The sequence below is a fragment of the Planctomonas sp. JC2975 genome, from assembly GCF_012985205.1.
Taxonomy (GTDB): Bacteria; Actinomycetota; Actinomycetes; order Actinomycetales; family Microbacteriaceae; genus Humibacter.
Genome location: NZ_JABEKS010000001.1, coordinates 1,068,749 through 1,093,842, shown reverse-complemented (window position 1 = coordinate 1,093,842; position 25,094 = coordinate 1,068,749). Strand labels below are relative to the sequence as shown.

Here is a 25,094-nt window from a genome sequence, read left to right as displayed (position 1 = left end):
GCTTCGTGAGTGCCGCAGGCGTCGGCTCACACCTCGCCGACGACGAGGTGCGAGGTGACGGTTCCGTCGCTGAGCCGATAGTTCGCGCCGACGATCGCCAGCTCCCGATCGGCCACGGCCTGGGCGATGAGCTCGCTGCGACGGAGCAGTTCGCTGACCGTGTCTTTCACGTGTTCGCGTGCGACCTCCGAGGAGTCGACGGCGGCCGGATCGGTGACCTCGCCGGCAACGCGGCGCACGGCGGGCACGATGGGGGCGATCAGATCGGCGATGTGCGGCGGAAGCCGGTCGGAGCCGGGGGCCGCGGAGTCGATGGCCGCTCGTACGGCGCCGCAGCTGTCGTGGCTCATCACCACCAGGAGCGGGACGTGCAGCACGGCGACGGCGTACTCGACGGATCCGAGAACCGACTCCGAGATGACCTGTCCGGCGTTGCGCACGACGAAGGCATCACCGAGCCCGAGATCGAAGATGATCTCGGCGGCCAGGCGCGAGTCGCTGCATCCGAAGATGGTCGCGACGGGTGCCTGCGAACCCAGGGTTTCGGCACGACGCTCGGCATCCTGACGCGGGTGCAGCGGCTGTCCTGCGATGAAGCGGGCGTTTCCCGCCTGCAACTGGGACCAGGCTCGTGCCGGGCTGGTGTTCGTCATCAATGACCTTTCGCATCGTGGATGAGTTGAGTGCTCACGGACTCCGCAAGTTTCTGGAACTCGGCATTCGATGCGGTTCCGTAGACGACGACCGTGCTCTTCCCCTGCGTTGTGGACAGCGCGTACTTGGCGTCTCCCACGTCGCGGCTCGAGTCGCGATTGTCGTAGATGTCCCACTTGACGCCGTCGATCGTGGTGGTCGAGACGGGGCGGGTGTTGGCCACCTGGGTCGCCAGCCAGGTGGCGTTCGCGTTGAAGCCCTGGGCGAGGCCGATGTACTCCTTCGAAGGGGTGATCAGGCCGATGTACCACTCATCGACCTGGTCGTCGGTCTCCTGTCGCAGCTGCGCGGAGTTGGAGGTCCAGTCCTTCGGCAGGTGGGGCGTCAGCAGCGGATCCGGCTCGACGCCCGCACCCTGCGCCGCGATCTTGGCGTAGTCGATGCTCGCTGCCGGCTCCGGGACCGGGCGCGGCACCATGAGCACGATGACGATCACGAGTCCCAGGGTCGCCAGCAGCGAGTAGATGAGGTTGTTGACCGTCTGCCGGCGGCGGTGATCAGAAGACGCCTGCGCCTTGCGTTCCGCCGTCTCCCTTGCGGTCTCCGGCCGTCCCAGCTCGGCGACGACCGGATGCTCGTTCTTCGCCATGGCCTCAGGCCGCGTCCCCTCGCGGATCGTCCGATGCGCCACGCTCCGCGCCGGCGCGTGCCGCGTCGAGACGAGCCTTGGCGCCGATGAGCCATTCCTCGCAGCGGCGGGCGAGAGCCTCGCCGCGCTCCCAGAGAGCAAGGGATTCCTCCAGCGTCGGAGTGCCCTGCTCGAGACGGGACACCACGCCGATGAGTTCGTCGCGGGCCTGTTCGTAGCTCAGCGAGTTCGGATCCGAGTCCGCGGTTCGCGGCTCGCCGAAGCGCGTGTCGGCAGGGCCGGCGGAGTCGGTTGGCATGGCATCCATCCTAACGAGCGGGCGCCGGACGCTCGCTGGATGCGTCGTGACCGGTGGAGAGCCCGTCGTCGCGCGCCCCTGTGGACACAGCGTCGATCGCACCGTCGGCCAGAGTGACGGTGAGCGCCGTGCCGTTCGGTGCCGTCGACGCCGACCGCACGATGCCCGACTCGCTCTGCACGATCGCGTAGCCGCGGTCGAGCGTGCTCTGCGGCGAGAGGGCGCGCAACCGCACGGCGAGTTCGCGAGAGCCGTTCTCGGCGCGTTCGAGGTGACGGCCGACGAGTTCCTCGCCACGCGCGACGTAGCGGGTGAGCTCCTCGGAGCGCGTGTCGACGATCCACGTGTGGGAGGCGAGCACGGGGCGCGAGCGGAGCTGGGCGATCCGGTCGATCTCGTGGCCGAGCAGGGCCGTCACCCTCGTGCTCATGCGCATCGACGCCTGCTGGACGCGCAGCAGTTCCTCCGCGACGTCAGGGACGACGCGCTTGGCGGCATCCGTCGGCGTCGATGCGCGGAGGTCGGCGACGTCGTCGAGCAGAGGACGGTCGTTCTCGTGTCCGATCGCGCTCACCAGAGGCGTCGAGCACGCCGCGGCGGTGCGCACGAGGGCCTCGTCGCTGAACGGCAGCAGATTCTGGAAGTCGCCGCCACCGCGGGCGACGATGATGACGTCGACCTCGGGATCGGCGTCGAGCTCGCGAATGCCTGCGGCCACGTCGGCCGCCGACCTGTCACCCTGCACAGCCGCGTGCCGCACCCGGAATCGCACAGCCGGCCAGCGCAGCTGCGCATTGCGGAGCACGTCCTTCTCGGCGTCCGAGTCCTTGCCGGTGACGAGCCCGATGCAGTGCGGCAGGAAGGGCAGTGCCTTCTTGCGGCCGACGTCGAAGAGACCCTCAGAGCGCAACTGGGTGCGCAGTCGCTCCAGTCGCTCCAGCAGGTCGCCGAGCCCGACATGGCGCATGTCGTACACCTGCATGGTGAGCGTGCCGCCCTTGAGCCAGTAGTTCGGCTTGAGCAGGACGATGACGCGGTCGCCCTGCTTCAGATCCGTGGGGATCTTCGTACGCGTAGACGACCAGATGGTGAAGGAGACCGTGGCATCCGCCTCGAGATCCTTGAGCTTTCCGTAGACGTTTCCGCCAGAGACGCCCCACTGCGTGATCTCGCCCTCCACCCACACGCTGCCGAGGCGATCGATGTAGTCACGGATCTTGCCGGCCAGGATGGAGACCGGCCACGGCGTCTCGACGGTGGGCAGGGCATCCGCCACGCTCAGTTCCTCCAGTGTTCGCGGCCGCGCCGCTCAACATGCTCGATCGGTGCGGTGAGGAGAGCCGGCCCTCCCCACACTCACCTCAATCGCATGTGCAGTCAACCTAGAATTAACCACCGTGACCGACTCGACGATCGACCTGGCGATGCCGCGTGTTCCCGGCGTCCGGGGCAGGCTCAAGGATATCCCTGGCCCCGGACCGAAACGGGTGCTGTTGGCCGCACCCCGTGGATACTGCGCCGGTGTGGATAGAGCCGTCGTTGCTGTCGAGAAGGCACTGGAGCGCTACGGCGCCCCCGTGTATGTGCGCAAGCAGATCGTGCACAACATCCATGTCGTTTCCACGCTGGAGAAGAGCGGCGCGATCTTCGTCGATGACGTCGACCAGGTGCCGGAGGGCGCGCACGTCGTGTTCAGCGCGCACGGAGTTGCGCCGTCCGTGGTTCAGGCAGCGGCCGACAGGGGTCTGCGCGCGATCGACGCCACGTGCCCGCTCGTGACGAAGGTGCACAGGGAGGCCGTGCGGTTCGCGCGTGACGACTACGAGATCCTGCTCATCGGTCATGCAGGGCACGAAGAGGTGGAGGGAACGGCGGGCGAGGCCCCCGATCACGTCACGTTGGTGAACGGTCCCGACGATGTGGACACGCTCGAGGTGCGCGATCCGGACCGCGTCGTCTGGCTGTCGCAGACGACGCTCTCGGTCGACGAGACCATGGAGACCGTTCGTCGCTTGCGCGAGCGTTTCCCGAACCTCGCCGATCCGCCGAGCGACGACATCTGCTACGCCACCCAGAACAGGCAGGTCGCGATCAAGAAGGTGGCGCAGGACGCCGACCTCGTCGTCGTCGTCGGCTCCGCGAACTCCTCCAACTCGGTGCGACTGGTCGAGGTGGCGTTGGAGAACGGCGCGAAGGCCGCTCACCGCGTCGACTACGCCAGCGAAGTCCAGCAGGAGTGGCTCGACGGCGTCACGACGATCGGAGTGACGAGCGGGGCATCCGTGCCCGAGGTTCTCGTGCAGGAGCTCCTGGACGACCTCGCAGATGCCGGCTACGGCGACGTGCAGATCGTGAAGACCGCGGAGGAGGACCTCATGTTCTCACTGCCCAAGGAGCTGCGGCGCGACGAGTCGGGCAACCAGGACGATCGCGCTCTCGGGGGCCGGGGACGATGAACGACACCGGATCCCGTCCTCGCCCGCAGTACGGCGAATACGCCACACCCGAGGAGCAGCGGGCGGCCATCAAGGCGCCGGAGACCAACCCGCACTATGCTCCGCCGGAACCCGGGCACGTGGAGAGCACGGCCGCGCAGCATCCGTCGATCCCTGATGCCCCGGCGCGGCAGAACCCGCCGGTCGACCCGGACTCCCCGTCGGCGTACAACGGGTCGACGTTGCTCAGGCATCCCGCCGACCGCGTCATCACGATCGCGCTGCTCGTGCTGGGGCTCTACAACGTGATCACGACGATCACGTCTCGCTCGGACCTTCCCAGCGAGATCGCCGTGTTCTACGGCAGCACCGGCATCACAGGCGACTACACGGTGACGTCGCTCACCGGCACCATCGCCGACGTGATCGCGATCGTGTCGCTCGCCCTGTGGGTCGTGGCCGCCGGCTTGTCGACCTGGACGATCCTGCGCGGTCGGATCGCCTTCTGGATCCCGCTCGTGGCCGGCGTGCTCGCCAGTCTCGTGAACAGTGCAGGGCTTCTGATCCTGGTGTTCCACGATCCGGCGTTCATCGCGTTCCTGCACCAGGCGCGCTGACGTCGACGAACGGTGTGCGACCGGCTGGACCGTCGTGGCATGCGAAGAGGGCGTCGGCACCTGGCCGACGCCCTCTTCGCTTGAGCGCGCTGTCCCTGCCCTCGGCAGCGACGTTCGCCTGACTCCTACTTGACGGTCAACGACTGACCAGCCGAGCCGAGCTGATGCGTCGCCTCGATGACGCGCTGCGCCATGGCCGTCTCAGCCACCTTGCCCCAGGCGCGCGGGTCGTACTGCTTCTTGTTGCCGACCTCGCCGTCGATCTTGAGCACGCCGTCGTAGTTGCTCAGCATGTAGCCCGCGACGGACCGGGTGAACGCGTACTGGGTGTCGGTGTCGATGTTCATCTTGACCACACCGTTCGCGACAGCCTGTGCGATCTCCTCGTCGGTCGATCCCGAACCGCCGTGGAACACGAGGTCGAGCGGCTTCGCACCGGTTCCGAAGCGTTCCGCGATGCCGGCCTGGATCTCGCCGAGCAGCTCGGGACGCAGCTTCACGTTGCCCGGCTTGTACACGCCGTGCACGTTGCCGAACGTGAGAGCCGCGATGTACCGGCCGTTCTCGCCCAGTCCCAAGGCCTCGACGGCCTTGGTCACGTCACCGACGGTCGTGTAGAGCGCGTCGTTGGTGCCCTCGTGCTGCACGCCGTCCTCTTCGCCGCCGACGACGCCGATCTCGACCTCGAGGATGGCGTTGATCGCCTTCGTGCGACGCAGCATCTCCTGCGCGATCTCCAGGTTCTCCGCCAGCGGCACGGCGGAGCCGTCCCACATGTGCGACTGGAAGATCGGGTTGCGTCCGGCCTTCACCTCTTCTTCGGATGCGGCGATCAGCGGAAGCACGAAGTCCTCCAGCGCCGGCTTGGGGCAGTGGTCCGTGTGCAGCGCGACGGTGATCGGATAGCTCTTCGCCACCTCCGTGGCGAACTTCGCGAACGCCAGGGCGCCGGTCGCGCGCGCCTTCACGGTCTGGCCCGCGAAGTAGTCAGCACCACCGGTCGTGACCTGGATGATGCCGTCGGAGCCGGCCTCAGTGAGACCCTGCAGGATGGCGTTGATCGACTGCGACGATGCGGCGTTGATCGCGGGATACGCGAAGCCGCCCTTCTTCGCGCGATCGAGCATCTCTGCGTACTGGTCAGGGGTCGCAATGGGCATGACGTCTCCTCGATGAAAGGGGCTGGGGTGACGGCCCAATCCTAGAGGCGATTGAGGTGAGAGCCCTACGAGCTTGCTCGTAGGGCCGAGCCGATTGAGCCTCTGAGCCGCGCGGCAGCGATAGAGGCGATTGAGGTGAGAGCCCTACGAGCTCGCTCGTAGGGCCGAGCTGATTGAGCCTCTGAGCGGCGCGGCAGCGATAGAGGCGATTGAGGTGAGAGCCCTACGAGCTTGCTCGTAGGGCCGACCCGATCAAGCCGCTGAGCCGCGCGCACCGACCGGCCCATCGACGTTAGTCGGCGAGATCGACGCTGATCGCCCTCAGCCGCACGGGCACGCCGACGGCGCGCAGCGTGAGGAGATGCCTGCCACGGGAGAGCGGATGCGGCGCCGCCTCGGCGCCGACGTTCGAGTCGTCGTCCCAGACGTACTCGAGGCCCTCGATCGCGTGCTGTTCGGGGAAGACGTAGCCGGTCGCGGGAATGGACAGAGGTGTGGTGCGGAACTCCGCGGACACCACGTCGCCGCGCCGCTCGCAGTTCTCCGGGCGCATCGCGTTGAGTAGGGCGGAGAGGATGTGCGCCATGCGGTCTCCGAGTCGGGGCGGGAGGCGGCATCCGTTGTCCCCGCGACGATGCGAGTCAGCTTGTACCCCGGTTATCGCGTGCTGACGCGCGGTGGGGCCGAATGCGCAGCGGATGTGAAGAACCCCGTGGTCCGCTGATCCGTGAAGATCCGCGAAACATCACAGGCTGTTCGCCCCAGACGGCTGCTGTTCTTGCGCCACGGTGGAGACGTGTTGACCGAACAGACCACCGGATCCGCCGCAGACAACCGCACAGCAGGAAACGACGTGCACTCCCCATCGACCGCGCAGGGCCCAGCGCCGGATGGCAACAGATGGCAAACGGTTGGCATAGATGAGCACAGCCCGCTGCATCCCGATCGCAACCTCGCCCTCGAGCTCGTACGCGCTACCGAGGCGGCGGCGATCCGTACGACCCCGTGGATCGGCAAGGGCTGCAAGAACGACGCGGACGGCGCGGCAGTGGATGCCATGCGCGCCTTCCTCGCCACGGTGGACTTCGACGGAGTCGTGGTGATCGGGGAGGGCGAGAAGGATCGCGCACCGATGCTGTTCAACGGCGAGCACGTCGGCACCAGCCGTGGTCCGGCGTGCGACATCGCAGTGGATCCGATCGACGGCACCTCGCTCACCGCCGCCGGCCGACAGAACGCGCTGTCCGTGATCGCGGTCAGCGACCGCGGCACCATGCTTGACGCCTCCGGCGTGTTCTACATGGACAAGATCGTCACCGGACCCGAGGGCAAGGGCGTGGTCGACATCCGCAAGCCGATCGGTGAGAACCTGCGCGCCTATGCGGCGGCCACCGGCCGTGAGGTCGGCGAGCTGCGGGTCGCCGTGCTCGACCGGCCGCGCCACGAGGGCCTCATCCAGGAGATCCGGGATGCCGGAGCCGGCACCCGACTTCTTCTCGACGGTGACGTGGCAGGCGGCATCAACGCCGTGCGACCGGGTACGCGGATCGACCTGTGCGTCGGGATCGGTGGGAGCCCCGAGGGGATCACCACGGCCTGCGCGGTCAAGGCGCTCGGTGGATTCATGCAGGCGACACCGGCTCCTCGCGATGCGGCCGAACGCGATCGTGCGATCGCTTCAGGGCTCGATCCCGAGAAGGTCTACGAGCTCGACGATCTCGTCGCCGGTGACAACACTCTGTTCGTGGCCACCGGTGTGACGGATGGCGGACTCGTCGACGGCGTGCGTCGCGACGGTCCGGTCATCCACACCAGCAGCATCGTGCTGCGATCGAAGTCGGGCACTGTGCGGCGGATCTCCGCCGAGCACCTCGTCTCGAAGTGGTGGTGACGACAGACCTCTCGATCACGATGAATCGGCGTGCGCCGGCCGCTCGTGATCAGCGCCGGCGGTCGCCGATGGCGATCGGCTCGGCGGCCTCGTCATCGGAATCCGAGTCGATCGCGCCCACCAGCTCGAATGCCGTGATCTCGCGGGGCGACTCCTCGAGCCCCGTCAGCGCTGGGATGATCTTCGACTCGTCGAGGGCACCGAGCTTGCGCGCCGACGGCAGGACCTGGCGTTCCAGCGACCCGACGAACTTGTTGTAGTCGTTGACCGTCGCCTTGATCGAGCGGCCCAGCTTGTCGATGTGCTGCGCGGTGGTCGCGAGCCGTGAGTAGAGCTCGCGGCTGAGATCGAACAGCACCTTGGCGTCGTTCGTGAGCACGTCTTGCTGCCAGCTGAAAGCGACGGTCTTCAGGACCGACCAGAGTGTGACGGGGGAGGCAAGGGCGACCTTCTTGCCGAAGGCGAACTCCATGATGGTCGGATCGGCTTCCATGGCCGCGGACACCAGCGATTCGCTCGGGATGAAGGCGATCACGATCTCGGGCGACGCGTCGAGACCCATCCAGTACGCCTTGCTGCCGAGGGTCGTGATGTGGTCGCGCACCGCCTTGACGTGCTGTCGCATCAGGGATTCGCGTCGAGCACGCTCCTCCCCGGTCGCCGTTGCAGGAATCTGGCTCGCCTCGAGGAAGGCGTTGAACGGCGCCTTCGCATCGACGGCGATGTTCTTGCCACCCGGCAGGTGGACGACCATGTCGGGTCGGCCGGCTCCCGAGTCGGAGCTGATGCTCGACTGCACATCGAAGTCGACTCGCTCGATCAACCCGGCAGCTTCGACGACACTGCGCAGCTGCGTTTCTCCCCACACGCCGCGGGTGCTGTTTGATCGCAGCGCGGACGCGAGGGACTCCGCAGTGCCGCGCAGACGCTCCTCCGATTCGGATGCTGACCGCAGCTGCTGAGCGAGTTCGCCGTGCTGCCTACTGCGCTGCTCCTCGAGATCGGTGACCTTCTTCTGCATGCCCTGCAGGGACTCGCGGACGGGTGCCAGCGCCTGCAGCACCTTGCTCTCCTGGCGTTCGCGCTCCCGCTGCGCGATCACCTCGGAATGCTGCCGCTCAACGAGCTCCTCGTATTGCGACTGCTGCCGTTCGATCCGCTCGCGCAGGCCCTGTGCCGTCGCCGTCACTGCGGCCAGCTGCTCGCGCAGCCCTGACTGGATCACCTGCTCCTCCGAACGAACACCGGCGAGTTCTGCCTGGTGCCGCGCGGCGACGACTTCGGGATGCTCCGCCGGCACGTCGGAGGCGTCGGGGGAGCCGAAGTTGCGACGTGCATAGGCGAGACCGCCGAGCACGCCCGCGACGGCGCCGACCACGAGACCGATGATGAGGAGGAGAACGTCCATGTCCTCATGGTCGCAAGAGCCACCGACATCGCCGCGGCGGCTCGCCTCGCATGCCGCTTCCGGCATACGAATCCGTGCCAGCGGTCAGGCGGCTTCCGCGACGTCGCCGATGCGTCCCATCCGAACGGGAACGTTGGCGGCGAGCTCGCCGATGGAGCCGGCGCCGTGCCGCTTCGCGGCGTGCACGATGATGGCCGCGCATGCCTCGGCATCCGCAAGGGCGTCGTGGTGGTGGAAGCCCTCGAACCCGGCCGCCATCGCCGCGACCGGCAGCCGGTATGAGTCGAGCGAGTAGGTCCTTCGAGCTACCTGGAGGCTGCAGAGGTAGTCGAATCGGGGACAGCGGATGCCCGTGGCAGAGCACGCGCCGCGGATGACGCCCATGTCGAACCCGGCGTTGTGTGCGACGAGAACGTCGTCTCCGGCGAACTCCACGAGATCGGCCAGCTGATCGACCCACCCGCTGGCGTGTCGCACATCGCGAGCCCGGATGCCGTGGATCCGCACGTTCCATTCCAGGAACGCGTCGTGCCCGGCGGGCGGCTGGATGAGCCATCCTGCCGTGTCGACGACCCTGCCGTCGCGCACCTTCACGAGGCCGACCGAACACGCGGAAGCGCTGCTGGAATTCGCGGTCTCGAAGTCGATGGCGGTGAAGTCCAGTTGCACGTCGTCATGCTCGCACGAGCAGGCGACACCCTCGGCAGCGCCTTCGGCGTGGTCGGGGATTGCCGTTCGGGGCAACGCGATATATCGTGATACGGCCGGTTCGGCTCACCGCCGCGACGAATGTCGGAGGTGCGGTGCACGCTACTCGGCATCCCCTTCACGGCACCTCGACTCAATCGGAGCATTTCGTGCTGCTCAAGCTCCTCGTCCGATATCTCAAACCATACAAATGGCTGCTCCTCGGCGTACTGGTCTTCCAGTTCGCCTCGGCGCTTGCGAGCCTCTATCTGCCCAGCCTGAACGCCGACATCATCGACAACGGTCTTTCCAAGGGCGACACCGCATACATCTGGCGCACGGGAACGCTGATGCTGGTGATCTCCCTCGGGCAGATCGTCGCGGCCATCATCGCCACCTATTTCGCGGCGAAGGCCGCCATGCGCGCCGGGCGCGACATCCGCGACCAGGTCTTCGACCGGGTCTCCGCGTTCTCCGAGCGCGAGGTCTCAGCGTTGGGTCCCGGTTCGCTGATCACCAGGAATACGAACGACGTGCAACAGGTGCAGATGCTCGCGATGATGTCTGCGACCTTCCTGGTCTCCGCGCCGTTGCTCGCCATCGGCGGCATCATCCTGGCGCTGCGGCAGAGTCTCAGCCTGTCGTGGCTGATCGCGGTGGCGGTGCCCATCCTGCTCGTCGTCGCCGTCCTCATCATCAGCCGCATGGTGCCTCTGTTCCGCAGCTTCCAGGAGAAGCTCGACACCGTGAACCGGGTGATGCGCGAGCAGCTCACCGGCATCCGCGTCGTTCGTGCGTTCGTGCGCGAACCGATCGAGGAGGCACGGTTCCGTGAGGCGAACACCGAGATCATGGTCGTCGGCCGCAAAGTCGGTTCGCTGTTCGTGCTGCTTTTCCCCGTCGTGATGTTCATCCTCAATGTCACCGTGATCGGCGTGATCTGGTTCGGCGGCATCAAGGTGGACTCCGGCGAGGTGCAGATCGGCACGCTCTTCGCGTTCATGCAGTACGTCATGATCATCCTGTCCGGCGTCATGATGGCCAGCTTCATGACGATGATGATCCCGAGGGCGGCCGTGTCGGCGGAGCGCATCGGCGAGGTCCTCGCGACGGAGACGTCGCTGGGCCGTGCCGAGAATCCGGTCACCGAGTTCCCCACACTGGGAACCGTCGAGTTCGCCGACACCTCGTTCACGTATCCGGGCGCGGAGCATCCTGTGCTCTCCGGCATCAGCTTTACGGCGGAACCGGGGGAGACGGTCGCCATAGTCGGCTCGACCGGAGCGGGGAAGACGACGCTCATCTCGCTGATTCCGCGACTCTTCGACGTGAGCGACGGCAGCGTCTCGGTCAACGGAGTCGACGTGCGGAACGCCGATCTGCAGGCCCTCTGGCAGACGATCGGCCTCGTGCCGCAGCGTCCCTTCCTCTTCACCGGAACCGTGGCCTCGAACCTGCGCTTCGGACGTGAGGATGCCACGGACGACGAACTCTGGAGCGCGCTCTCCATCGCCCAGGGCAGCGACTTCGTCGCCCAGATGGACGGCGGCCTCGACGCCCGCATCTCCCAGGGAGGCACCAACGTCTCCGGCGGGCAGCGGCAGCGTCTCGCGATCGCGCGCGCCATCGTGCACCGGCCGCGCATCCTCGTGTTCGACGACTCCTTCTCCGCTCTCGACCTCGCAACGGATGCCCGGCTCAGGCAGGCGCTCTGGCGAGAACTGCCGGAGGTGACGAAGATCGTTGTCGCGCAGCGCGTTTCGACGATCACGGACGCCGACCGCATCATCGTGCTCGAGGACGGACGGATGGTGGGCGTTGGCACCCACGATCAACTCCTGACGTCGAACAACACCTATCGCGAGATCGTGGAATCCCAGCTCGGAGTGGAGGCCGGCCGATGAGCGCCGCGAAGAACGGCGCGAAGCGCGCAGCGACGACGGATGAGCCCACCGCCGAGGAGAAGCTCGAGCTCGAGCAGGCCGAGCAGGCAAGACTCTCCTCCGACGACTGGAGCGGCGGAGTCGCGCCTGGTAAGGCGAAGCATTTCGGGCCCTCGTTCCGTCGGCTGATCGGGCTGCTGAAGCCCAACGCGGTGGCCTTCACGTTCGCGTCGATCCTCGGCGCGCTCGCGGTCGCCTGCACGGTGGCCGCGCCGAAGGTGCTCGGTGAGGCGACGAACATCCTGTTCGAGGGCGTCATCTCGAAGAACCTGCCGAAGGGTGCAACGCAGGCCCAGGTGGTCGCCGGCCTCAATGCATCCGGCCAGCACGACCTCGCGAACATCGTGCAGGCGATGCAGCATGTGGTGCCCGGCACGGGGGTCGACTTCACGCGGCTCGGTCAGGTTCTGATGATCGTGCTCGCGCTGTACGTGGTTTCTGCAGTGCTCAACTGGCTGCAGGGCTACATCATCAACGTCATCATGGTGACCGCCATGTGGCGGCTGCGCGAGCAGGTCGAGTCGAAGATCAACCGTCTTCCGCTGAGCTACTTCGACCGCGTGCAGCGCGGCGAGCTCATCTCGCGCGTGACGAACGACATCGACAACATCACGCAGATGATGCAGCAGTCGCTGTCCAGCGCTCTCACGAGCGTGCTGACCGTGCTCGGCGTGCTCATCATGATGCTGTCGATCTCGTGGCAGCTCACGCTTGTCGCCCTGGTCTCGCTCCCGCTGATGGCGGTGATCTTCGGCGTCATCGGTCCGCGCTCGCAGAAGGCGTTCGGTGTGCAGTGGCGCAAGGTCGGCCGCTTGAACGCCCGCGTCGAGGAGTCGTTCTCCGGGCATGCGCTCGTCAAGGTGTTCGGACGCGAGAAGAGCTCGCGCGACGCGTTCAGGGCGGAGAACGAGGAGCTGTACCAGGCATCCTTCAAGGCGCAGTTCCTGTCGAACACGATGATGCCCGCGATGCAGTTCATCGGAAACCTCACGTACGTGGGCATCGCCGTGATCGGTGCGCTCATGGTCGCTGGAGGACAGCTCCGACTGGGCGATGTGCAGGCCTTCATCCAGTACTCGCAGCAGTTCACTCAGCCGCTGTCGCAGCTGGGCGGCATGGCCGCAGTTGTCCAGTCGGGCACGGCATCCGCCGAGCGCGTGTTCGAGCTGCTCGACCAGGACGAGCAGGAGCCGGACGCGCCGGACGCCCCGGCGCCGGTCGACGGCGACGGCACCATCGAGTTCGAGCACGTGTCGTTCTCGTACAACCCGGAGCGACCGCTCATCCGTGACCTGTCGTTCCGCGTCGAGCCGGGCCAGACCGTCGCCATCGTCGGTCCGACCGGCGCCGGCAAGACCACGCTGGTGAACCTGATCATGCGGTTCTACGAGCTGGACGGCGGTCGCATCCTGCTCAACGGCCAGAACATCGCGGACCTCACGCGCCACGACATCCGTGCCAAGACCGGCATGGTGCTTCAGGACCCGTGGCTGTTCGCGGGGACGATCAGGGAGAACATCCGGTACGGCCGCGCGGATGCCACGGACGCCGAGATCCACGAGGCCGCGGAAGCCACGTATGTCGACCGCTTCGTGCACTCGTTGCCCGACGGATACGAGACAACCCTCGACGAGGACGCCTCGAACGTGTCGGCGGGCGAGAAGCAGCTGATCACGATCGCGCGCGCGTTCGTGGCCAAGCCCAGCGTGCTGATCCTCGACGAGGCGACCAGCTCCGTCGACACCCGCACCGAGCTCCTGCTGCAGCACGCGATGAACGCGCTGCGTCAGGGACGCACGTCGTTCGTGATCGCGCACCGCCTGTCGACCATCCGTGACGCAGACCTGATTCTGGTGATGGAGCACGGCGACATCGTGGAACAGGGCAACCACGCGCAGCTCATCGCGTCGAAGGGCGCCTACTACCGGCTGTACAACGCGCAGTTCGAGCAGGCGGCGACCGACCTCGACGAGGAATTCGCCGACATCCAGGGCGACCGGCTCGCGGCAGAGGCCGCAGAGATCGCCGAGAGCGACGAACCGGACGCTGCGATCGTGGACTGAGTCCCGGTGCGTCCGCGAGGGGCTCGGTGCTTCGGCGCCGAGCCCCTCATCCGTCCCCGGGATCCGACACGCGCGACACTACTTCCGACCCATACGCTGGTCGCATGCGCTCACGTGAAGAGAAGCTCGAGCATGCGCGGTCGTTCGGTTCCGTGGCAGACGTGTACGAGGCATCCCGCCCGGAATACCCCGCAGATGCCGTCGCCTGGCTGGTCCGTCCCGAGCAGCGTCATGTGGTCGACGTCGGCGCCGGAACGGGCAAGCTGACCCGTGCACTGGTCGCCGAGGGCCGTGAGATCCTTGCCGTCGATCCGTCGGAGGAGATGCTCCGCGTGCTGAGGTCGACGGTGTCCGGCGTCGAGACGCTGATCGGGACAGGGGAGCGGATGCCGCTGCCCGACGAGTCCGTCGACGCCGTGACTTTCGCCCAGGCCTGGCACTGGGTCGACCCGCCCGTCGCATCGCGCGAGGTGGGGCGCGTGCTCAAGCCGGGCGGGACGCTCGGCCTCATCTGGAACTTCCGCGACGAGCGAGTCGACTGGGTCAGGAAGCTGGGCGTCGCGATGCACGCCGACGGCGACCAGTTCACCGAAGGGATGGACGACGATCCGCACGTGCACGCACCATTCGGACAGCCGGAGCGGGCATCCTTCGGATGGACCCAGCCGTTCGACCGGGACGGAATCCTCGACCTCGTCCGCTCGCGCAGCTACTTCGCCGTCATGAATGCCGCGCAGCAGGAAGAGACGCTCGCCGCTGTCGGAGACCTGCTCGACACGCATCCGCAGATCGCAGGGCACGAGGTCATCGAGCTCCCATACATGACGCTCGCGTTCCGGTACGTGCGGCCGTGACAGCGAGCGCGATCACCGCGATCTGTTTCGATCTCGACGGCACGCTTCTGCGCGACGACCACATCGACGGCGTGGTGCGACGGGTCTGTGCGACGCTCGCGAAGGATGACGCGCGCATCGACGCCGAGCAGCTCGCCGAGGCGAACCGCCGCGCCTGGTGGGAGGGCTGGCCAGAGATCGGCGACGACTGGATGACGGGGCGGGTGGCGGCGGATGCGGCGCATCGCGCCGCCTGGCAGCACGCACTCGCCGATCTCGGTGTGCACGACGAGGCCGTCGTGCGCCGCGCCGTCGATCTGAACCGAGCCGAGGAGTTCGCTGTCTTCGAACTGTATCCAGAGGCTCTCGAGGTGCTTACCGACCTGCGCAGCGACGCGAACCTTCGCCTGGCGCTCATAACGAATGGACCGAGTGCCCAGCAACGCTCGAAGCTCACAGCGATCGGCATCGACGACCTCTTCGATGCCGTGATCGTCTCGGCGGAGATAGGGGTGGCGAAGCCGCATCCCGCGATCTTCACCGCCGCGCTCGATGCGATCGGTGCCCGGCCGGAACACGCCGTGCACATCGGCGACAACCTCGAGGCCGATATCGCCGGCGCCGCTGCGGCTCGCGTTCGTTCCGTGTGGGTCGACCGGCACGGCGCATCGACAAGTGCCCCGATCGCCGGCCGCCCCGATCATGTGATCTCCGATCTTCGCGTGTTGCCCGAACTGCTGCGCACGCTGCCCGGGGCACGATGAGCGCTCCCGCGGCCGGATACGATGGATCCCCGTGGCTCTCACTATCGGCATCGTCGGCCTGCCCAACGTCGGCAAGTCCACGCTCTTCAACGCGCTGACCAAGAACCAGGTGCTCGCGGCGAACTATCCGTTCGCGACCATCGAGCCGAACGTCGGCGTGGTGAACCTGCCGGACCCGCGCCTGACGACGCTCTCCGACCTCTTCCACTCCGAGCGCATCGTGCCTGCCACGGTGAGCTTCGTGGACATCGCGGGCATCGTGCGCGGCGCGTCCACCGGTGAAGGTCTGGGCAACCAGTTCCTCGCGAACATCCGTGAAGCGGATGCCATCGCCCAGGTCGTGCGCGGATTCGCCGACTCCGACGTGGTGCACGTGGAGGGAGAGGTGAATCCCGCGAACGACCTGGAGACGATCGGCGCCGAGCTGATGCTCGCCGACCTCCAGACGCTCGAGAAGGCCATCACCCGGTACGAGAAGGAGGTGCGCGGTCGCAAGCTCGACCCCTCCGTGCTCGAGGCAGCGAACGCAGCGAAGGACTCGCTCGAGCGGGGCGTGCTGCTGTCGGCATCCGGTCTGGATCTCGCTCCCGTCAAGGAGCTCGGACTTCTCACGTCGAAGCCGTTCATCTTCGTGTTCAACGTGGACGAGGCAGTGCTGCAGGATGCCGCGCGCAAGGCCGAGCTCGCCTCACTCGTCGCGCCGGCCCAGGCCGTGTTCCTCGACGCGAAGCTCGAGTCTGAGCTGATCGACCTCGACGAGGAGGATGCCGCGGAGCTGCTGGCATCCACCGGCCAGGAGGAGAGCGGCCTCGACCAGCTCGCCCGCATCGGATTCGACACGCTCGGCTTGCAGACGTTCCTCACCGCAGGGCCGAAGGAGTCGCGTGCCTGGACCATCCACAAGGGCTGGAAGGCTCCGCAGGCGGCAGGCGTGATCCACACCGACTTCGAGAAGGGCTTCATCAAGGCGGAGGTCATCTCGTTCGGCGATCTCGTCGAGCTCGGATCGGTGCACGAGGCCCGTGCTCACGGCAAGGCGCGCCTCGAGGGCAAGGACTACGTCATGCAGGACGGCGACGTGGTGGAGTTCCGCTTCAACGTGTAGTCCGGTCGCCGGCACGCGATGTCTCTGGGGATCGGGTTCGCCGGACGGCATCGGACCGCCCGGCGAAGAGAGCGAGAATTGGGGCCATGACCGATTCGGCACACGAGAACCGCCTCGTCACAGCCAGCAGGGAGATCGCAGCACCGTCGTCGGTGATCTTCGAGTTGATCGCGGATCCGTCGGAGCAACCCCGCTGGGATGGCAACGAGAACCTCGGCCACGCCGCGACAGGTCAGCGCGTGCGCTCCGTCGGCGACGTCTTCGTGATGACGAATCGCGGCGGCAGCGTGCGCGAGAACCACGTCGTGGAGTTCGAGGAGGGCAGGTGTATCGGCTGGATGCCCGCCGAGGCCGGCAAGCCGCCGATCGGTCAGCTGTGGCGATGGGAGCTGGAGGACGATGGGGACGGCGTGACCCGCGTCACGCACTCCTACGACTGGACGGCGCTGACCGACGAAGGGCGTCTGGAACGTGCAAGAGCGACCACGCCGGAACGGCTGATGGCGTCCGTCGACCGGCTCGCTGCACTGGTCGAGGGCCGATGACCTGCGTCTAGTTCTGTTCTGATCTCCGTCGAACGCAGAGGTTCGACGGTGAAGCGCTCCCGGTTCGCGCCGGGGAGTCGTCGGCTGTCGTCGACGCCGGAGTCGTCGCCCTCCTGTCCGTGCGCGCTCGTCATCGACTCCCGAGGTCCGTGCACACCGAAGGCGTGCCGACTGTCGGTCCTTGGTGGCACGATCGGAATATGCCCGAGTCTCCTGAGGTGCAGGCACTCGCCGACGATCTCGATGAGCGGCTGCGCGAACGCGCGTTGGTGTCTGTCGACGTGCTCGAATTCCGCATGATAAAGACGCGTTCGAGGCAGCCGTCGACCCTGATCGGTCGATCCGTGGCCTCGGTGACCAGGCACGGCAAGATGTTCGACCTCGATATCGGCGACGCGCACCTCGTCGTCTCACTCGGGCGCCACGGTTGGGCGCGCTGGGGTGAGGGCGAATCACCGTCGGACGACTCTGCAACTCCTGCACCGGCGCTCGCCACTCTCGAGTTCGAGGGCGATATTCGGCTGGACCTGACCGACTCCGGCGGCTGGGTGTCGCACTCCCTGTGGGTCGTGGATGCGGCATCCGATGTGCCGTCCGTCGCCGGCCTCGGCCCCGATCCTGCGGTAGCCCATTACACGCGCGCCGACTTCGACAGCGCTTTCGCGGGTCGTCGCAAGCAGCTGAAGGCGGTGCTCGAGGAGCAGAAGTCGATAGCGGGGATCGGCAACGCGTATTCGGACGAGATCCTCTTCGCCGCGAGACTCAACCCCGTCGTGCACGCGTCGGAGCTCGGGACCGATGAACTGGACCGGCTCTTCGAGCAGACCACGGGGGTGATCCGCTCCGCGATCGACGCGCGGCACGGCATCCCCATCTCCGAGCTCAAGGCGGCGAAAGTCGCTGCGATGATGGTGCACGGCAAGGCGGGGGAGCCCTGCCCCGGATGCGACGACACCATCCGCGACTTCGCGTTCGCGAGCACGACGGCGCAGTACTGTCCAGCGTGCCAGACGGGCGGCGTGATCCTCTGACTCGCTGAGCGGGCTGGCACCCGGATGCCGACGCCCGCTACCGTCGTCGCATGCCACGCGACACCACCCTCGTTCTCGTCGACCAGACGGGTGGCATGCTCGGCGTGCTTCCGACCTTCACCGTGGCGCACCCGTGGTGGCAGGACGTCGACGAGGTGGTGCGCACTGCGCGCGAGGCCTTCGGCGTCGACGTGCAGGTCCTGCGGCTGCTGCACGGACACGGAGAGGGCCGCCCGGCGTCAGGAGGCGAGGTGACGTACCTCGCGCAGGTCGACACGCGGACCCTGTCGTCGCCCCTGCCGCTGATCCCGGCGCCCGGCGACCTCGACCTTGCCGAGCATCCCCTGCGGATGCCATGGGCGCGGCCGGGTGGGCCGGCCGCGTCCGTCGCGTGGGCGCAAGCGGCACTCGAACGTCGTGGACTCCACGACATCGACGCGGCTCAGCAGCGCAGCTGGAACCTGTCAGCCATCTGGCGCATGGACGCCCCGGCCGGCACCGTCGCCTGGCTCAAGCAGGTGCCGCCCTTCTTCGCTCACGAGCCGGAGGTGCTGCGGCTCGTGCGGGCCGCAGCACCTGCGCTGGCGCCGGAGCCGCTGGCCGCCGATGACCACGGGCGGATCCTCCTCGCCGACGTGCCGGGCATTGACGGACACGGCGCGGATGCTGAGACCCGCGTTCGCATCACAGAACTCTTCCATCCGGTGCAGGCGAGGTACGCGGGTGCCGCGGACGAGTTGCTCGCCGCCGGGCTGCCGGATCGTCGTCTCAAGGCGGAGCGTTTCGTCGATGTGGCGCGGCTCTGGAGCGAGAGCGTGGACGGCATCCGCGAGCTCATCGAGGCCCTTCCCGCAAGGCTGGAGCGGGTGGCGGCGTGCGGACTCCCGGACACCCTGGTGCACGGCGACCTGCACGCAGGAAACGTGCGGCTCGGCGGCGCCGAGCCCGTGGTCATCGACTGGGGAGACGCGTCGCTGTCGCATCCGGCGTACGACATCCTGCTGCTCACAAAGGTGCTCTCGGATTCCGACGCGGCATCGGTGCACGACGAGTGGGTGCGCACCTGGCGTCGAACGGCCCCCTCGAGTGATCCGCGTGGCGCGCTCGAGCTCATGCGTCCGCTGGCCGAATGGCGCGCCGCCGTGACGATGCACGACTTCCTGACGCACATCGAGCCGAGCGAACGCGTGTATCACCTCGATGACGCCCGCGCGGCGATGAAGGACGCGGTCGACGCCGCAGGCTGAGACGCTCGCGTTTCGACGCTCGCCGACACGCCGTGGGTGCATGGACGTTCGCACCCGAGCCCGAGAACAGCGCTCGGGTGCGTGTGAGGCGCCGAGCCGATCGACGACGTCAGTTGGTGCCGGCGTGCTCCACGCTCATCACGAGAATGACGCGGTCGGCCCTGTCCTTCGGCGGCTGCGGATCCGTCTCCCCGTAGCGTCGCGCCAGGCGAACATAGAACTCACCGTCCGGATCGGGGACGACCTCCACCAGTCGCCCGCGGATCTCGAGGTACCGGTAGAAGGACTGCTCGCGCACCACTGCGAGGCTCATGCTCGGATTCCGCTGCAGGTTGCGGTACTTCTGACGCTTCGTGGTGTGCGTAAAGCGGATCAGCTCGCCGTCGAACTCGAACCACATCGGGTTCACCTGAACCGTGTCGTCTGGACGGATGGTGCCGAGGAATCCGAAGTTAGGTTCGTTCAGCAGTGCCACGAGATGCTCGGGAATGATGTCGGAGGCGGTCATTCGACCATACTGTCGGCACGGCCCCGGCGTCGCTGGAACACTTTCCGGCCGTGGATGGTCCCTTGTCGCTCAGGCACAGTGCACAGCTGGCCCACAGGCTCTCCCGTTGTGGTCCGTCGTGCATTTCGGGCGCTCACGGCGTCGGGTATGCTAACCCCCAACGTCGCCGCCTCGAGGGGATGCGGTGCCAGCAGCGAAGGCGGGGGGCCTGACCCGACGATGGAGTTCGAGTGGGACGACACAGCGCCGCACCCGTGCATCATCAGCCTGTCGCTTCAGACAGACCGCGGTCGCGCAGAGGCTTCGTCATCGGCATCATCTCCGGTGCGGTCGTCATCGTGCTCCTGGCCGTTGCGGGCGTTGCGTGGGGAACGGGCGCGCTGAGGGGCATCCTGCCGGCACCGGCGGACGCCCTCGGCTGCAGCAAACCGACGCAGCTGCGCGTCGTCGCTGATCCGGCCATCGCTCCTGCTCTGGAGAAGTCGGCTCAGTCGTTCGATGCCGTCACGCCTTGCGTGACGACGACGGTGAGTGCGCAGAAGTCTGCAGAGACCGCGTCGATCGTGGCTTCTGGCAACGACCCGAAAGCCGACGTCTGGGTGCCGGATTCTCCCGGCTGGCAGGCGCGCATCGCCGCGACGGCGAAATCCCTCGGGCGTGCAACGCCGAAGGCGTTCTTCGGCGTGAATGTGGCCACGACGCCGATGATCTTCGCGGCGCCGGCCAAGCAGGCCAGCTCACTCGCCGCCGCGAAGCCGGCGTGGCCGAGCATCTACGGCGGCACCGTGAACGCCCTGCTCCCGGATCCGGTGAACAACGGTGCCAGCCTGCTGGCGCTGAGCGTGCTCAAGGCGAACGCGCCGGCCAGCAATCCGCTCGCCTTCGACGCCGCGATGATCGCCGTCGGCAAGGTCATCCCCGCTGACGCGACAGCGGCGTTCGCCGATGCCGAGAAGGCGTCGACGCCGACGGTCGTGCTCACGACCGAGCAGGCCGTGTTCGCGCACAACGAGTCCGAAAAAAGCTCCGACCAGCAGTTCTTCGCCGTGTATCCGAGTTCGGGAACGGTGCTCGACTCCTATCCGTACGTGCGGCTGGCGGGAGTCACCTCAGGGAACGCAGCCAAGGATCGCCTCCTGAACAGCCTCGAGCGCGCATTCGTGACAGACACGAAGCACATGGGGCAGTACGGATTCCGCAGCGGCATCGGCACAGGCTCGCTCAAGGCCACCGGGGTGCTCGCCTCCTACACCGACATGATCTCGCCCGACCTCTCGTCGCAGGTCGACCTCCTGCACGCGTGGTCGACGATCACGATGCGTTCGCGCATGCTGGCCGTGGTCGATGTCTCCGGGTCCATGAACGAGGATGCCGGTGGCGGCATGACCCGCATCGGCATCTTCCAGCAGGCCGCGATGGGCGCCGTCTCGATGTTCTCGCCGCAGGCCGAGCTCGGAATCTGGATCTTCTCCACCAACCAGAACGGGTCGACGCCGTACAAGGAGATGACCCCGATCGCGCCCATCGGGGATCCGCAGCACCAGCAGGCGATCGCGAGCATCATCGGCGCGCTGCCGAGCTATGTGCAGGGCGATACCGGGCTCTACGACACCGTTCTCGCCGCGGTGAAGGACGTGCAGAAGGACTTCATCCCGGGCATGGTGAACTCCGTCCTGGTGATCACCGACGGCAAGAACGACAACCCGGGCGGGGGGCTCTCGCTGCAGGACCTGCTCGCGCAGTTGAAGACGGTGGAGAACCCGGACAAGCCGGTCGAGGTCATCATGATCGGATTCGGACCGGACACCGATCTCGCCGCGATGGGTCAGATCGCCAACGCGACCGACGGCGGTGTCTACACGGCGACCCGGCCTCAGGACCTGGGCAACGTGCTCGTGGATGCGCTCTCGCAGCGGTCCTGCCGTCCGAACTGCCTCATCCACTGATCTCCGGCACGGTGTCGGTGCTCGCGCAGCACGGTGCGGCGTTCGGGGCGTTTTTTCGGCCGTAGTCCGGGCTGCCGACCCCTCGGCGCATCCTCTCCGGATGACCTCGATCTCCTCCCTTGCCTCCTCGGTCGGATCGCCGCCGGAAGGTCTGTCGTCGCCGTCGCGCGGACTCGGCCGACCACGCCTCGCCGAGGACGTCGCCGTGCCAGGTCGTCCGATAGAATCGCCGCATGAAGCCGCTCGAGGGGACGCGGCCGAAGATCGCAGGCGGGGGCGGCCTGACCCGACGATGGAGTACGAGTGGGACGACACAGCGCCCCTGCGCACCCTCATGACGCCCTGCCTGCCGCGCGAGAGCCGCGCCCACGCTCCCGCAAGCGCTTCCTGATCGGCATCATCTCGGGCGCCGTCGCCGTCGTCCTGGTGGCCGTCGGTGGGGCTGCTTGGGCCGGCGGTCTTCTTGGCAGCTCCGTTCCTTCCTTCGCGGATGCCATCGGGTGCGGCAAGCCGACGACGATCCGTGTGGTGGCCGACCCCAAAATCGCCCCCGTGCTCACCAGGGCGGCGAGCTCGTTCGACGTCGTGACCCCGTGCGTGAAGACGACCGTGCGGGTGCAGGACTCCGCGGACACGGCATCCATCGTGGCGGCAGGCGGAGACGTCGGCGCCGATGTCTGGGTGCCGGACTCTCCCGGCTGGCAGAGCCGCATCGCGGCGACGGCGCTGTCGCTGGGACGCGAGACACCGAACGCCTTCTTCGAGGCCTACGTCGCGACGACTCCGCTCGTTTTCGCAGCGCCGTCCAAGAAGGCATCGTCGATCGCTGCGGCCAAGCCGACATGGGCCGGCCTGTACTCTGGCGGACTCAACGCGCTGCTGCCCGATCCGGAGGCGAACGGGGCGAGCCTGCTCGCCCTCAGCAAGCTGAACGGCGTCGCGCCGGCGGGCAACGATCTCGCGTTCGACACGGCACTCGTCGCACTGGGCAAGAACATCCCGGCGACCGCCGAGAAGGCGTTCGCGTCGGCGCAGGAGAACTCTCTGCCCACCGTTGTCCTCACGACCGAGCAGGCCGTCTACCAGCACAACCAGCAGCATCCCGATCAGCAGTTCTTCGCGATCTACCCGGGTGACGGCACCGACGAGGATGCCTTTCCCTTCGTCCGCGTCGCCGGACGCTCCACAGGGAGCGTCGTGAAGGACCGGCTCATGACGGCGTTGGAGAGCGCCTTCGTCACCGACCAGAAGCACCTCGCCCAGGGCGGCTTCCGATCGGGACTCGGCCAGGGGCATCTGCAGGCGGCCGGAGTGCTGAAGACGTATTCGACGGCCGCCCCTGGCGGATTGGCCACGCAGGTGGACATGCTGCACGAGTGGTCGACCATGACGATGCGCGGCCGCATGCTGGCGCTCGTCGACGTGTCGGGCTCGATGAACGAGGATGTCGGCGGCGGCATGACCCGTATCGGCATCTTCCAGCAGGCAGCGGCAGGAGCGGTCGCGATGTTCTCGCCGCAGACCCAGCTCGGAGTGTGGAGCTTCTCCACCAACCAGCAGGGCTCGCAGCCGTGGACGGAGCTCACGCCGGTCGCGCCGGTCGGAGATCCGGCTCACGCAGCCGACATCTCGAACGTGATCAAGTCCCTTCCCAGCCGCGTGCAGGGCGACACGGCACTGTACGACTCCGTTCTCGCCGCGGTGAAGAACATGCAGGCGAACTACGTGTCGGGCATGGTCAGCTCGGTGCTGGTGATCACGGATGGCAAGAACGACAATCCCGCGGGAGGACTCAGCCTCGATCAGCTGGTCGGACAGCTGAAGTCGATCGAGAGCGTCAACCGTCCCGTTCCGGTGATCATGATCGGATTCGGTCCCGACACCGACCAGTCGGCCATGACGCAGATCGCGGATGCCACCAACGGCGGGGTCTACCAGGCGCTCAAGCCGCAGGATCTCGGGGCTGTGCTCGTGGATGCCATCTCGCAGCGCACCTGTCGCCCGCACTGCGGCAATTGACCGCGGCGCAGGCAGGACGCGACGAAGCCACACGCGACGACGGCCACGGTGACGAGGCCGTCGTCGCGGCTGGGTGACGGGCGCTTCGTGCTCGAGCCCTGAATCCGTTCGCGGGGCGGCGTCCTAGAGGCCTCGGGCGGCCGCCACCGCGTCGCGCAGCGCGTCCGCAGCGCGCGCGAGGTCGTCGGGGGAGGCATCCGTCCAGCTGAAGCGCACGGCGCTGGCCGCTGCGTCGTCGGAGAGCCCGATGGCCAGCAGAACGTGCGACGGCTCGGTGCGCCCCGCCGCACAGGCCGATCCGCTGGAAGCGATGACGCCGCGACGCTCGAGCTCGAGCAGCACCGTCTCGCCGTTGACACCGTCGATCGTGAATGAGGCGTGCCCGGGTATCCGGTGCGAGCGCTCACCGGTGAGGCGGGCCTCCGGGAGCTGACGCAGCACGGTGTCGATGAAGACGGCGGTCCCTGCCGACGGGCCTTGTGCGCCGCCGGCCGTCGCGCCTTCGCGCTGCATCCGCTCCTCGTCAGCGGCCTCCAGCGCGACCGCGAGCGCGAGCGCGAATGCGACGTTCTCGGTGCCCGAGCGCCGCCCGCGCTCCTGGCCGCCGCCGTGCAGCACGGGCTCGAGCGGGATGCCGCCCCTCACGAACGCAGCGCCAGACCCCTTCGGCGCACCCACCTTGTGCCCGGAGAAGGTGAGCGCGTCCACGCCGAGCGTACGTACGTCGAGGTCGAGCCGGCCCGCTGCCTGCACGGCGTCGGTGTGGAACCGCGCCCCGACGGCGTGCGCGACGGATGCCAGTTCGGCGATCGGCTGCACCGTGCCGATCTCGTTGTTCGCGTAGGCGATCGACACGAGTGTCGTGTCCGGCCGCAGCACAGCCCTGAGCGCCTCCGTGGTCGCTGTGCCGGAGTCGTCGAGCGCGACGAAGTCCACCTCGAATCCGTGGATGCGCCTCAGGTAGTCGACGGACTCGAGCACGGCTTCGTGCTCCGTGCGTGCCGTGACGATGTGCCTGCCGCGCGGGTCGCCGAGCGCGATGCCCTTGATCGCGAGGTTGTCGCCCTCTGTGCCGCCGGACGTGAACACGACCTCGGATGCACGGCACCCGAGTACGGAAGCGACGCGGGCGCGGGCATCCTTCAACCCGGCGGCGGCGCGGAGGCCGGGTTCGTGCGTGCTCGACGGGTTCCCGAACTCGCCGGTGAGGAACGGCCAGGCGGCCTCGAGCGCCGTGCGACGCATCGGGGTGGTCGCGGCGGCATCGAGGTAGAGCACGCCCACGGTTGCT

General features: G+C 67.5%; 23 protein-coding genes. 13 read left to right on the top strand and 10 right to left on the bottom strand.

Annotation, left to right across the window (positions count from 1 at the left end; genetic code table 11):
• Nucleotides 1-26: 26 nt before the first annotated feature.
• From HII28_RS05065 to xseA, 4 genes are read right to left on the bottom strand one after another with little or no spacing between them, the layout of a single operon-like run.
• The gene (locus tag HII28_RS05065; RefSeq protein ID WP_170024411.1) at nt 27-653 is read right to left on the bottom strand and encodes a carbonic anhydrase; all 627 of its coding nucleotides are present in this window, start codon (nt 651-653) and stop codon (nt 27-29) included.
• On the bottom strand, nt 653-1,303 hold the full coding sequence (locus tag HII28_RS05060) for a DUF4245 domain-containing protein (protein WP_170024410.1): 651 nt from the start codon (nt 1,301-1,303) through the stop codon (nt 653-655). The genes HII28_RS05065 and HII28_RS05060 overlap by 1 nt, the downstream gene beginning before the upstream one ends.
• Nucleotides 1,304-1,307: 4 nt before the next feature.
• A complete protein-coding gene (locus HII28_RS05055) occupies nt 1,308-1,601 on the bottom strand; it encodes an exodeoxyribonuclease VII small subunit (protein ID WP_170024409.1) in 294 nt (97 codons plus the stop codon).
• Between the two features lie 10 nt (nt 1,602-1,611).
• Nucleotides 1,612-2,883, bottom strand: a complete 1,272-nt coding sequence (gene xseA / locus HII28_RS05050; RefSeq protein WP_346769318.1) for an exodeoxyribonuclease VII large subunit — start codon at nt 2,881-2,883, stop codon at nt 1,612-1,614.
• A 142-nt stretch (nt 2,884-3,025) separates the two neighbouring features.
• Between xseA and HII28_RS05045 the strand changes: the two genes are divergently transcribed.
• Both HII28_RS05045 and HII28_RS05040 read left to right on the top strand, forming a co-directional pair.
• Complete coding sequence (locus HII28_RS05045) at nt 3,026-4,057, top strand: 4-hydroxy-3-methylbut-2-enyl diphosphate reductase (protein ID WP_170025965.1); 1,032 nt, start codon at nt 3,026-3,028, stop codon at nt 4,055-4,057.
• On the top strand, nt 4,054-4,653 hold the full coding sequence (locus HII28_RS05040; protein ID WP_170024408.1) for a DUF6264 family protein: 600 nt from the start codon (nt 4,054-4,056) through the stop codon (nt 4,651-4,653). The genes HII28_RS05045 and HII28_RS05040 overlap by 4 nt, the downstream gene beginning before the upstream one ends.
• A 125-nt stretch (nt 4,654-4,778) precedes the next feature.
• Here HII28_RS05040 and fbaA read toward each other — a convergent pair whose 3' ends face one another.
• Both fbaA and HII28_RS05030 read right to left on the bottom strand, forming a co-directional pair.
• Nucleotides 4,779-5,813 (bottom strand): class II fructose-bisphosphate aldolase, encoded by a 1,035-nt coding sequence (gene fbaA / locus HII28_RS05035; RefSeq protein WP_170024407.1) that lies wholly within the window; start codon nt 5,811-5,813, stop codon nt 4,779-4,781.
• 292 nt (nt 5,814-6,105) lie between these two features.
• A complete protein-coding gene (locus HII28_RS05030) occupies nt 6,106-6,399 on the bottom strand; it encodes a hypothetical protein (RefSeq protein WP_170024406.1) in 294 nt (97 codons plus the stop codon).
• A gap of 330 nt (nt 6,400-6,729) precedes the next feature.
• Here HII28_RS05030 and glpX point away from each other — a divergent pair, with 330 nt between their 5' ends.
• The gene (gene glpX / locus HII28_RS05025) at nt 6,730-7,704 is read left to right on the top strand and encodes a class II fructose-bisphosphatase (protein WP_170025964.1); all 975 of its coding nucleotides are present in this window, start codon (nt 6,730-6,732) and stop codon (nt 7,702-7,704) included.
• Between the two features lie 49 nt (nt 7,705-7,753).
• Here the strand turns inward: glpX and rmuC are convergent, their stop codons facing one another.
• Together rmuC and HII28_RS05015 are read right to left on the bottom strand one after the other, a co-directional pair.
• Entirely contained in the window at nt 7,754-9,112 is a 1,359-nt protein-coding gene (gene rmuC, locus HII28_RS05020) for a DNA recombination protein RmuC (protein WP_170024405.1), read from the bottom strand.
• A gap of 84 nt (nt 9,113-9,196) precedes the next feature.
• Nucleotides 9,197-9,781: an exonuclease domain-containing protein gene (locus tag HII28_RS05015; RefSeq protein WP_170025963.1), complete on the bottom strand. Its 585-nt coding sequence runs from the start codon at nt 9,779-9,781 to the stop codon at nt 9,197-9,199.
• A 188-nt stretch (nt 9,782-9,969) separates the two neighbouring features.
• Between HII28_RS05015 and HII28_RS05010 the strand changes: the two genes are divergently transcribed.
• From HII28_RS05010 to HII28_RS04975, 8 genes are all read left to right on the top strand, one after another.
• Nucleotides 9,970-11,703, top strand: coding sequence for an ABC transporter ATP-binding protein (locus tag HII28_RS05010; protein ID WP_170024404.1), 1,734 nt, complete (start codon nt 9,970-9,972; stop codon nt 11,701-11,703).
• The gene (locus HII28_RS05005) at nt 11,700-13,805 is read left to right on the top strand and encodes an ABC transporter ATP-binding protein (RefSeq protein WP_170024403.1); all 2,106 of its coding nucleotides are present in this window, start codon (nt 11,700-11,702) and stop codon (nt 13,803-13,805) included. Before HII28_RS05010 ends, HII28_RS05005 begins: the two co-directional genes overlap by 4 nt.
• Before the next feature lie 104 nt (nt 13,806-13,909).
• Nucleotides 13,910-14,659: a class I SAM-dependent methyltransferase gene (locus HII28_RS05000; protein WP_170024402.1), complete on the top strand. Its 750-nt coding sequence runs from the start codon at nt 13,910-13,912 to the stop codon at nt 14,657-14,659.
• Nucleotides 14,656-15,402 (top strand): HAD family hydrolase, encoded by a 747-nt coding sequence (locus HII28_RS04995; RefSeq protein WP_170024401.1) that lies wholly within the window; start codon nt 14,656-14,658, stop codon nt 15,400-15,402. The genes HII28_RS05000 and HII28_RS04995 overlap by 4 nt, the downstream gene beginning before the upstream one ends.
• Before the next feature lie 31 nt (nt 15,403-15,433).
• Nucleotides 15,434-16,507 (top strand): redox-regulated ATPase YchF, encoded by a 1,074-nt coding sequence (ychF, locus tag HII28_RS04990; protein WP_170024400.1) that lies wholly within the window; start codon nt 15,434-15,436, stop codon nt 16,505-16,507.
• 86 nt (nt 16,508-16,593) lie between these two features.
• Nucleotides 16,594-17,052 carry an SRPBCC family protein gene (locus HII28_RS04985; RefSeq protein WP_170024399.1) on the top strand — a complete coding sequence of 153 codons (459 nt, stop codon included), beginning with the start codon at nt 16,594-16,596 and terminating at the stop codon, nt 17,050-17,052.
• Nucleotides 17,053-17,252: 200 nt separating this feature from the next.
• Nucleotides 17,253-18,083, top strand: coding sequence for a DNA-formamidopyrimidine glycosylase family protein (locus HII28_RS04980; RefSeq protein ID WP_170024398.1), 831 nt, complete (start codon nt 17,253-17,255; stop codon nt 18,081-18,083).
• Nucleotides 18,084-18,133: 50 nt separating this feature from the next.
• A complete protein-coding gene (locus tag HII28_RS04975) occupies nt 18,134-19,330 on the top strand; it encodes an aminoglycoside phosphotransferase family protein (RefSeq protein ID WP_170024397.1) in 1,197 nt (398 codons plus the stop codon).
• A 109-nt stretch (nt 19,331-19,439) separates the two neighbouring features.
• Here the strand turns inward: HII28_RS04975 and HII28_RS04970 are convergent, their stop codons facing one another.
• The gene (locus tag HII28_RS04970) at nt 19,440-19,838 is read right to left on the bottom strand and encodes a PPOX class F420-dependent oxidoreductase (protein ID WP_170024396.1); all 399 of its coding nucleotides are present in this window, start codon (nt 19,836-19,838) and stop codon (nt 19,440-19,442) included.
• Nucleotides 19,839-20,068: 230 nt separating this feature from the next.
• Here HII28_RS04970 and HII28_RS20630 point away from each other — a divergent pair, with 230 nt between their 5' ends.
• Nucleotides 20,069-21,784, top strand: a complete 1,716-nt coding sequence (locus HII28_RS20630) for a VWA domain-containing protein (protein ID WP_170024395.1) — start codon at nt 20,069-20,071, stop codon at nt 21,782-21,784.
• Between the two features lie 303 nt (nt 21,785-22,087).
• Nucleotides 22,088-23,803, top strand: a complete 1,716-nt coding sequence (locus HII28_RS20625; RefSeq protein ID WP_170024394.1) for a VWA domain-containing protein — start codon at nt 22,088-22,090, stop codon at nt 23,801-23,803.
• 123 nt (nt 23,804-23,926) lie between these two features.
• On the opposite strand, the gene HII28_RS04955 is transcribed toward HII28_RS20625, so the two are convergent.
• A complete protein-coding gene (locus HII28_RS04955) occupies nt 23,927-25,081 on the bottom strand; it encodes a cysteine desulfurase family protein (protein WP_170025962.1) in 1,155 nt (384 codons plus the stop codon).
• Nucleotides 25,082-25,094: the final 13 nt, after the last annotated feature.

Bases quoted from the DNA above. Each gene is read 5' to 3' on its own strand.
- HII28_RS05065 (WP_170024411.1), bottom strand. From the start codon at position 653: ATGACGAACACCAGCCCGGCACGAGCCTGGTCCCAGTTGCAGGCGGGA.
- HII28_RS05060 (WP_170024410.1), bottom strand. From the start codon at position 1,303: ATGGCGAAGAACGAGCATCCGGTCGTCGCCGAGCTGGGACGGCCGGAG.
- HII28_RS05055 (WP_170024409.1), bottom strand. From the start codon at position 1,601: ATGCCAACCGACTCCGCCGGCCCTGCCGACACGCGCTTCGGCGAGCCG.
- HII28_RS05045 (WP_170025965.1), top strand. From the start codon at position 3,026: ATGCCGCGTGTTCCCGGCGTCCGGGGCAGGCTCAAGGATATCCCTGGC.
- HII28_RS05040 (WP_170024408.1), top strand. From the start codon at position 4,054: ATGAACGACACCGGATCCCGTCCTCGCCCGCAGTACGGCGAATACGCC.
- fbaA (WP_170024407.1), bottom strand. From the start codon at position 5,813: ATGCCCATTGCGACCCCTGACCAGTACGCAGAGATGCTCGATCGCGCG.
- HII28_RS05030 (WP_170024406.1), bottom strand. From the start codon at position 6,399: ATGGCGCACATCCTCTCCGCCCTACTCAACGCGATGCGCCCGGAGAAC.
- rmuC (WP_170024405.1), bottom strand. From the start codon at position 9,112: ATGGACGTTCTCCTCCTCATCATCGGTCTCGTGGTCGGCGCCGTCGCG.
- HII28_RS05005 (WP_170024403.1), top strand. From the start codon at position 11,700: ATGAGCGCCGCGAAGAACGGCGCGAAGCGCGCAGCGACGACGGATGAG.
- HII28_RS05000 (WP_170024402.1), top strand. From the start codon at position 13,910: ATGCGCTCACGTGAAGAGAAGCTCGAGCATGCGCGGTCGTTCGGTTCC.
- HII28_RS04985 (WP_170024399.1), top strand. From the start codon at position 16,594: ATGACCGATTCGGCACACGAGAACCGCCTCGTCACAGCCAGCAGGGAG.
- HII28_RS04980 (WP_170024398.1), top strand. From the start codon at position 17,253: ATGCCCGAGTCTCCTGAGGTGCAGGCACTCGCCGACGATCTCGATGAG.
- HII28_RS04975 (WP_170024397.1), top strand. From the start codon at position 18,134: ATGCCACGCGACACCACCCTCGTTCTCGTCGACCAGACGGGTGGCATG.
- HII28_RS04970 (WP_170024396.1), bottom strand. From the start codon at position 19,838: ATGACCGCCTCCGACATCATTCCCGAGCATCTCGTGGCACTGCTGAAC.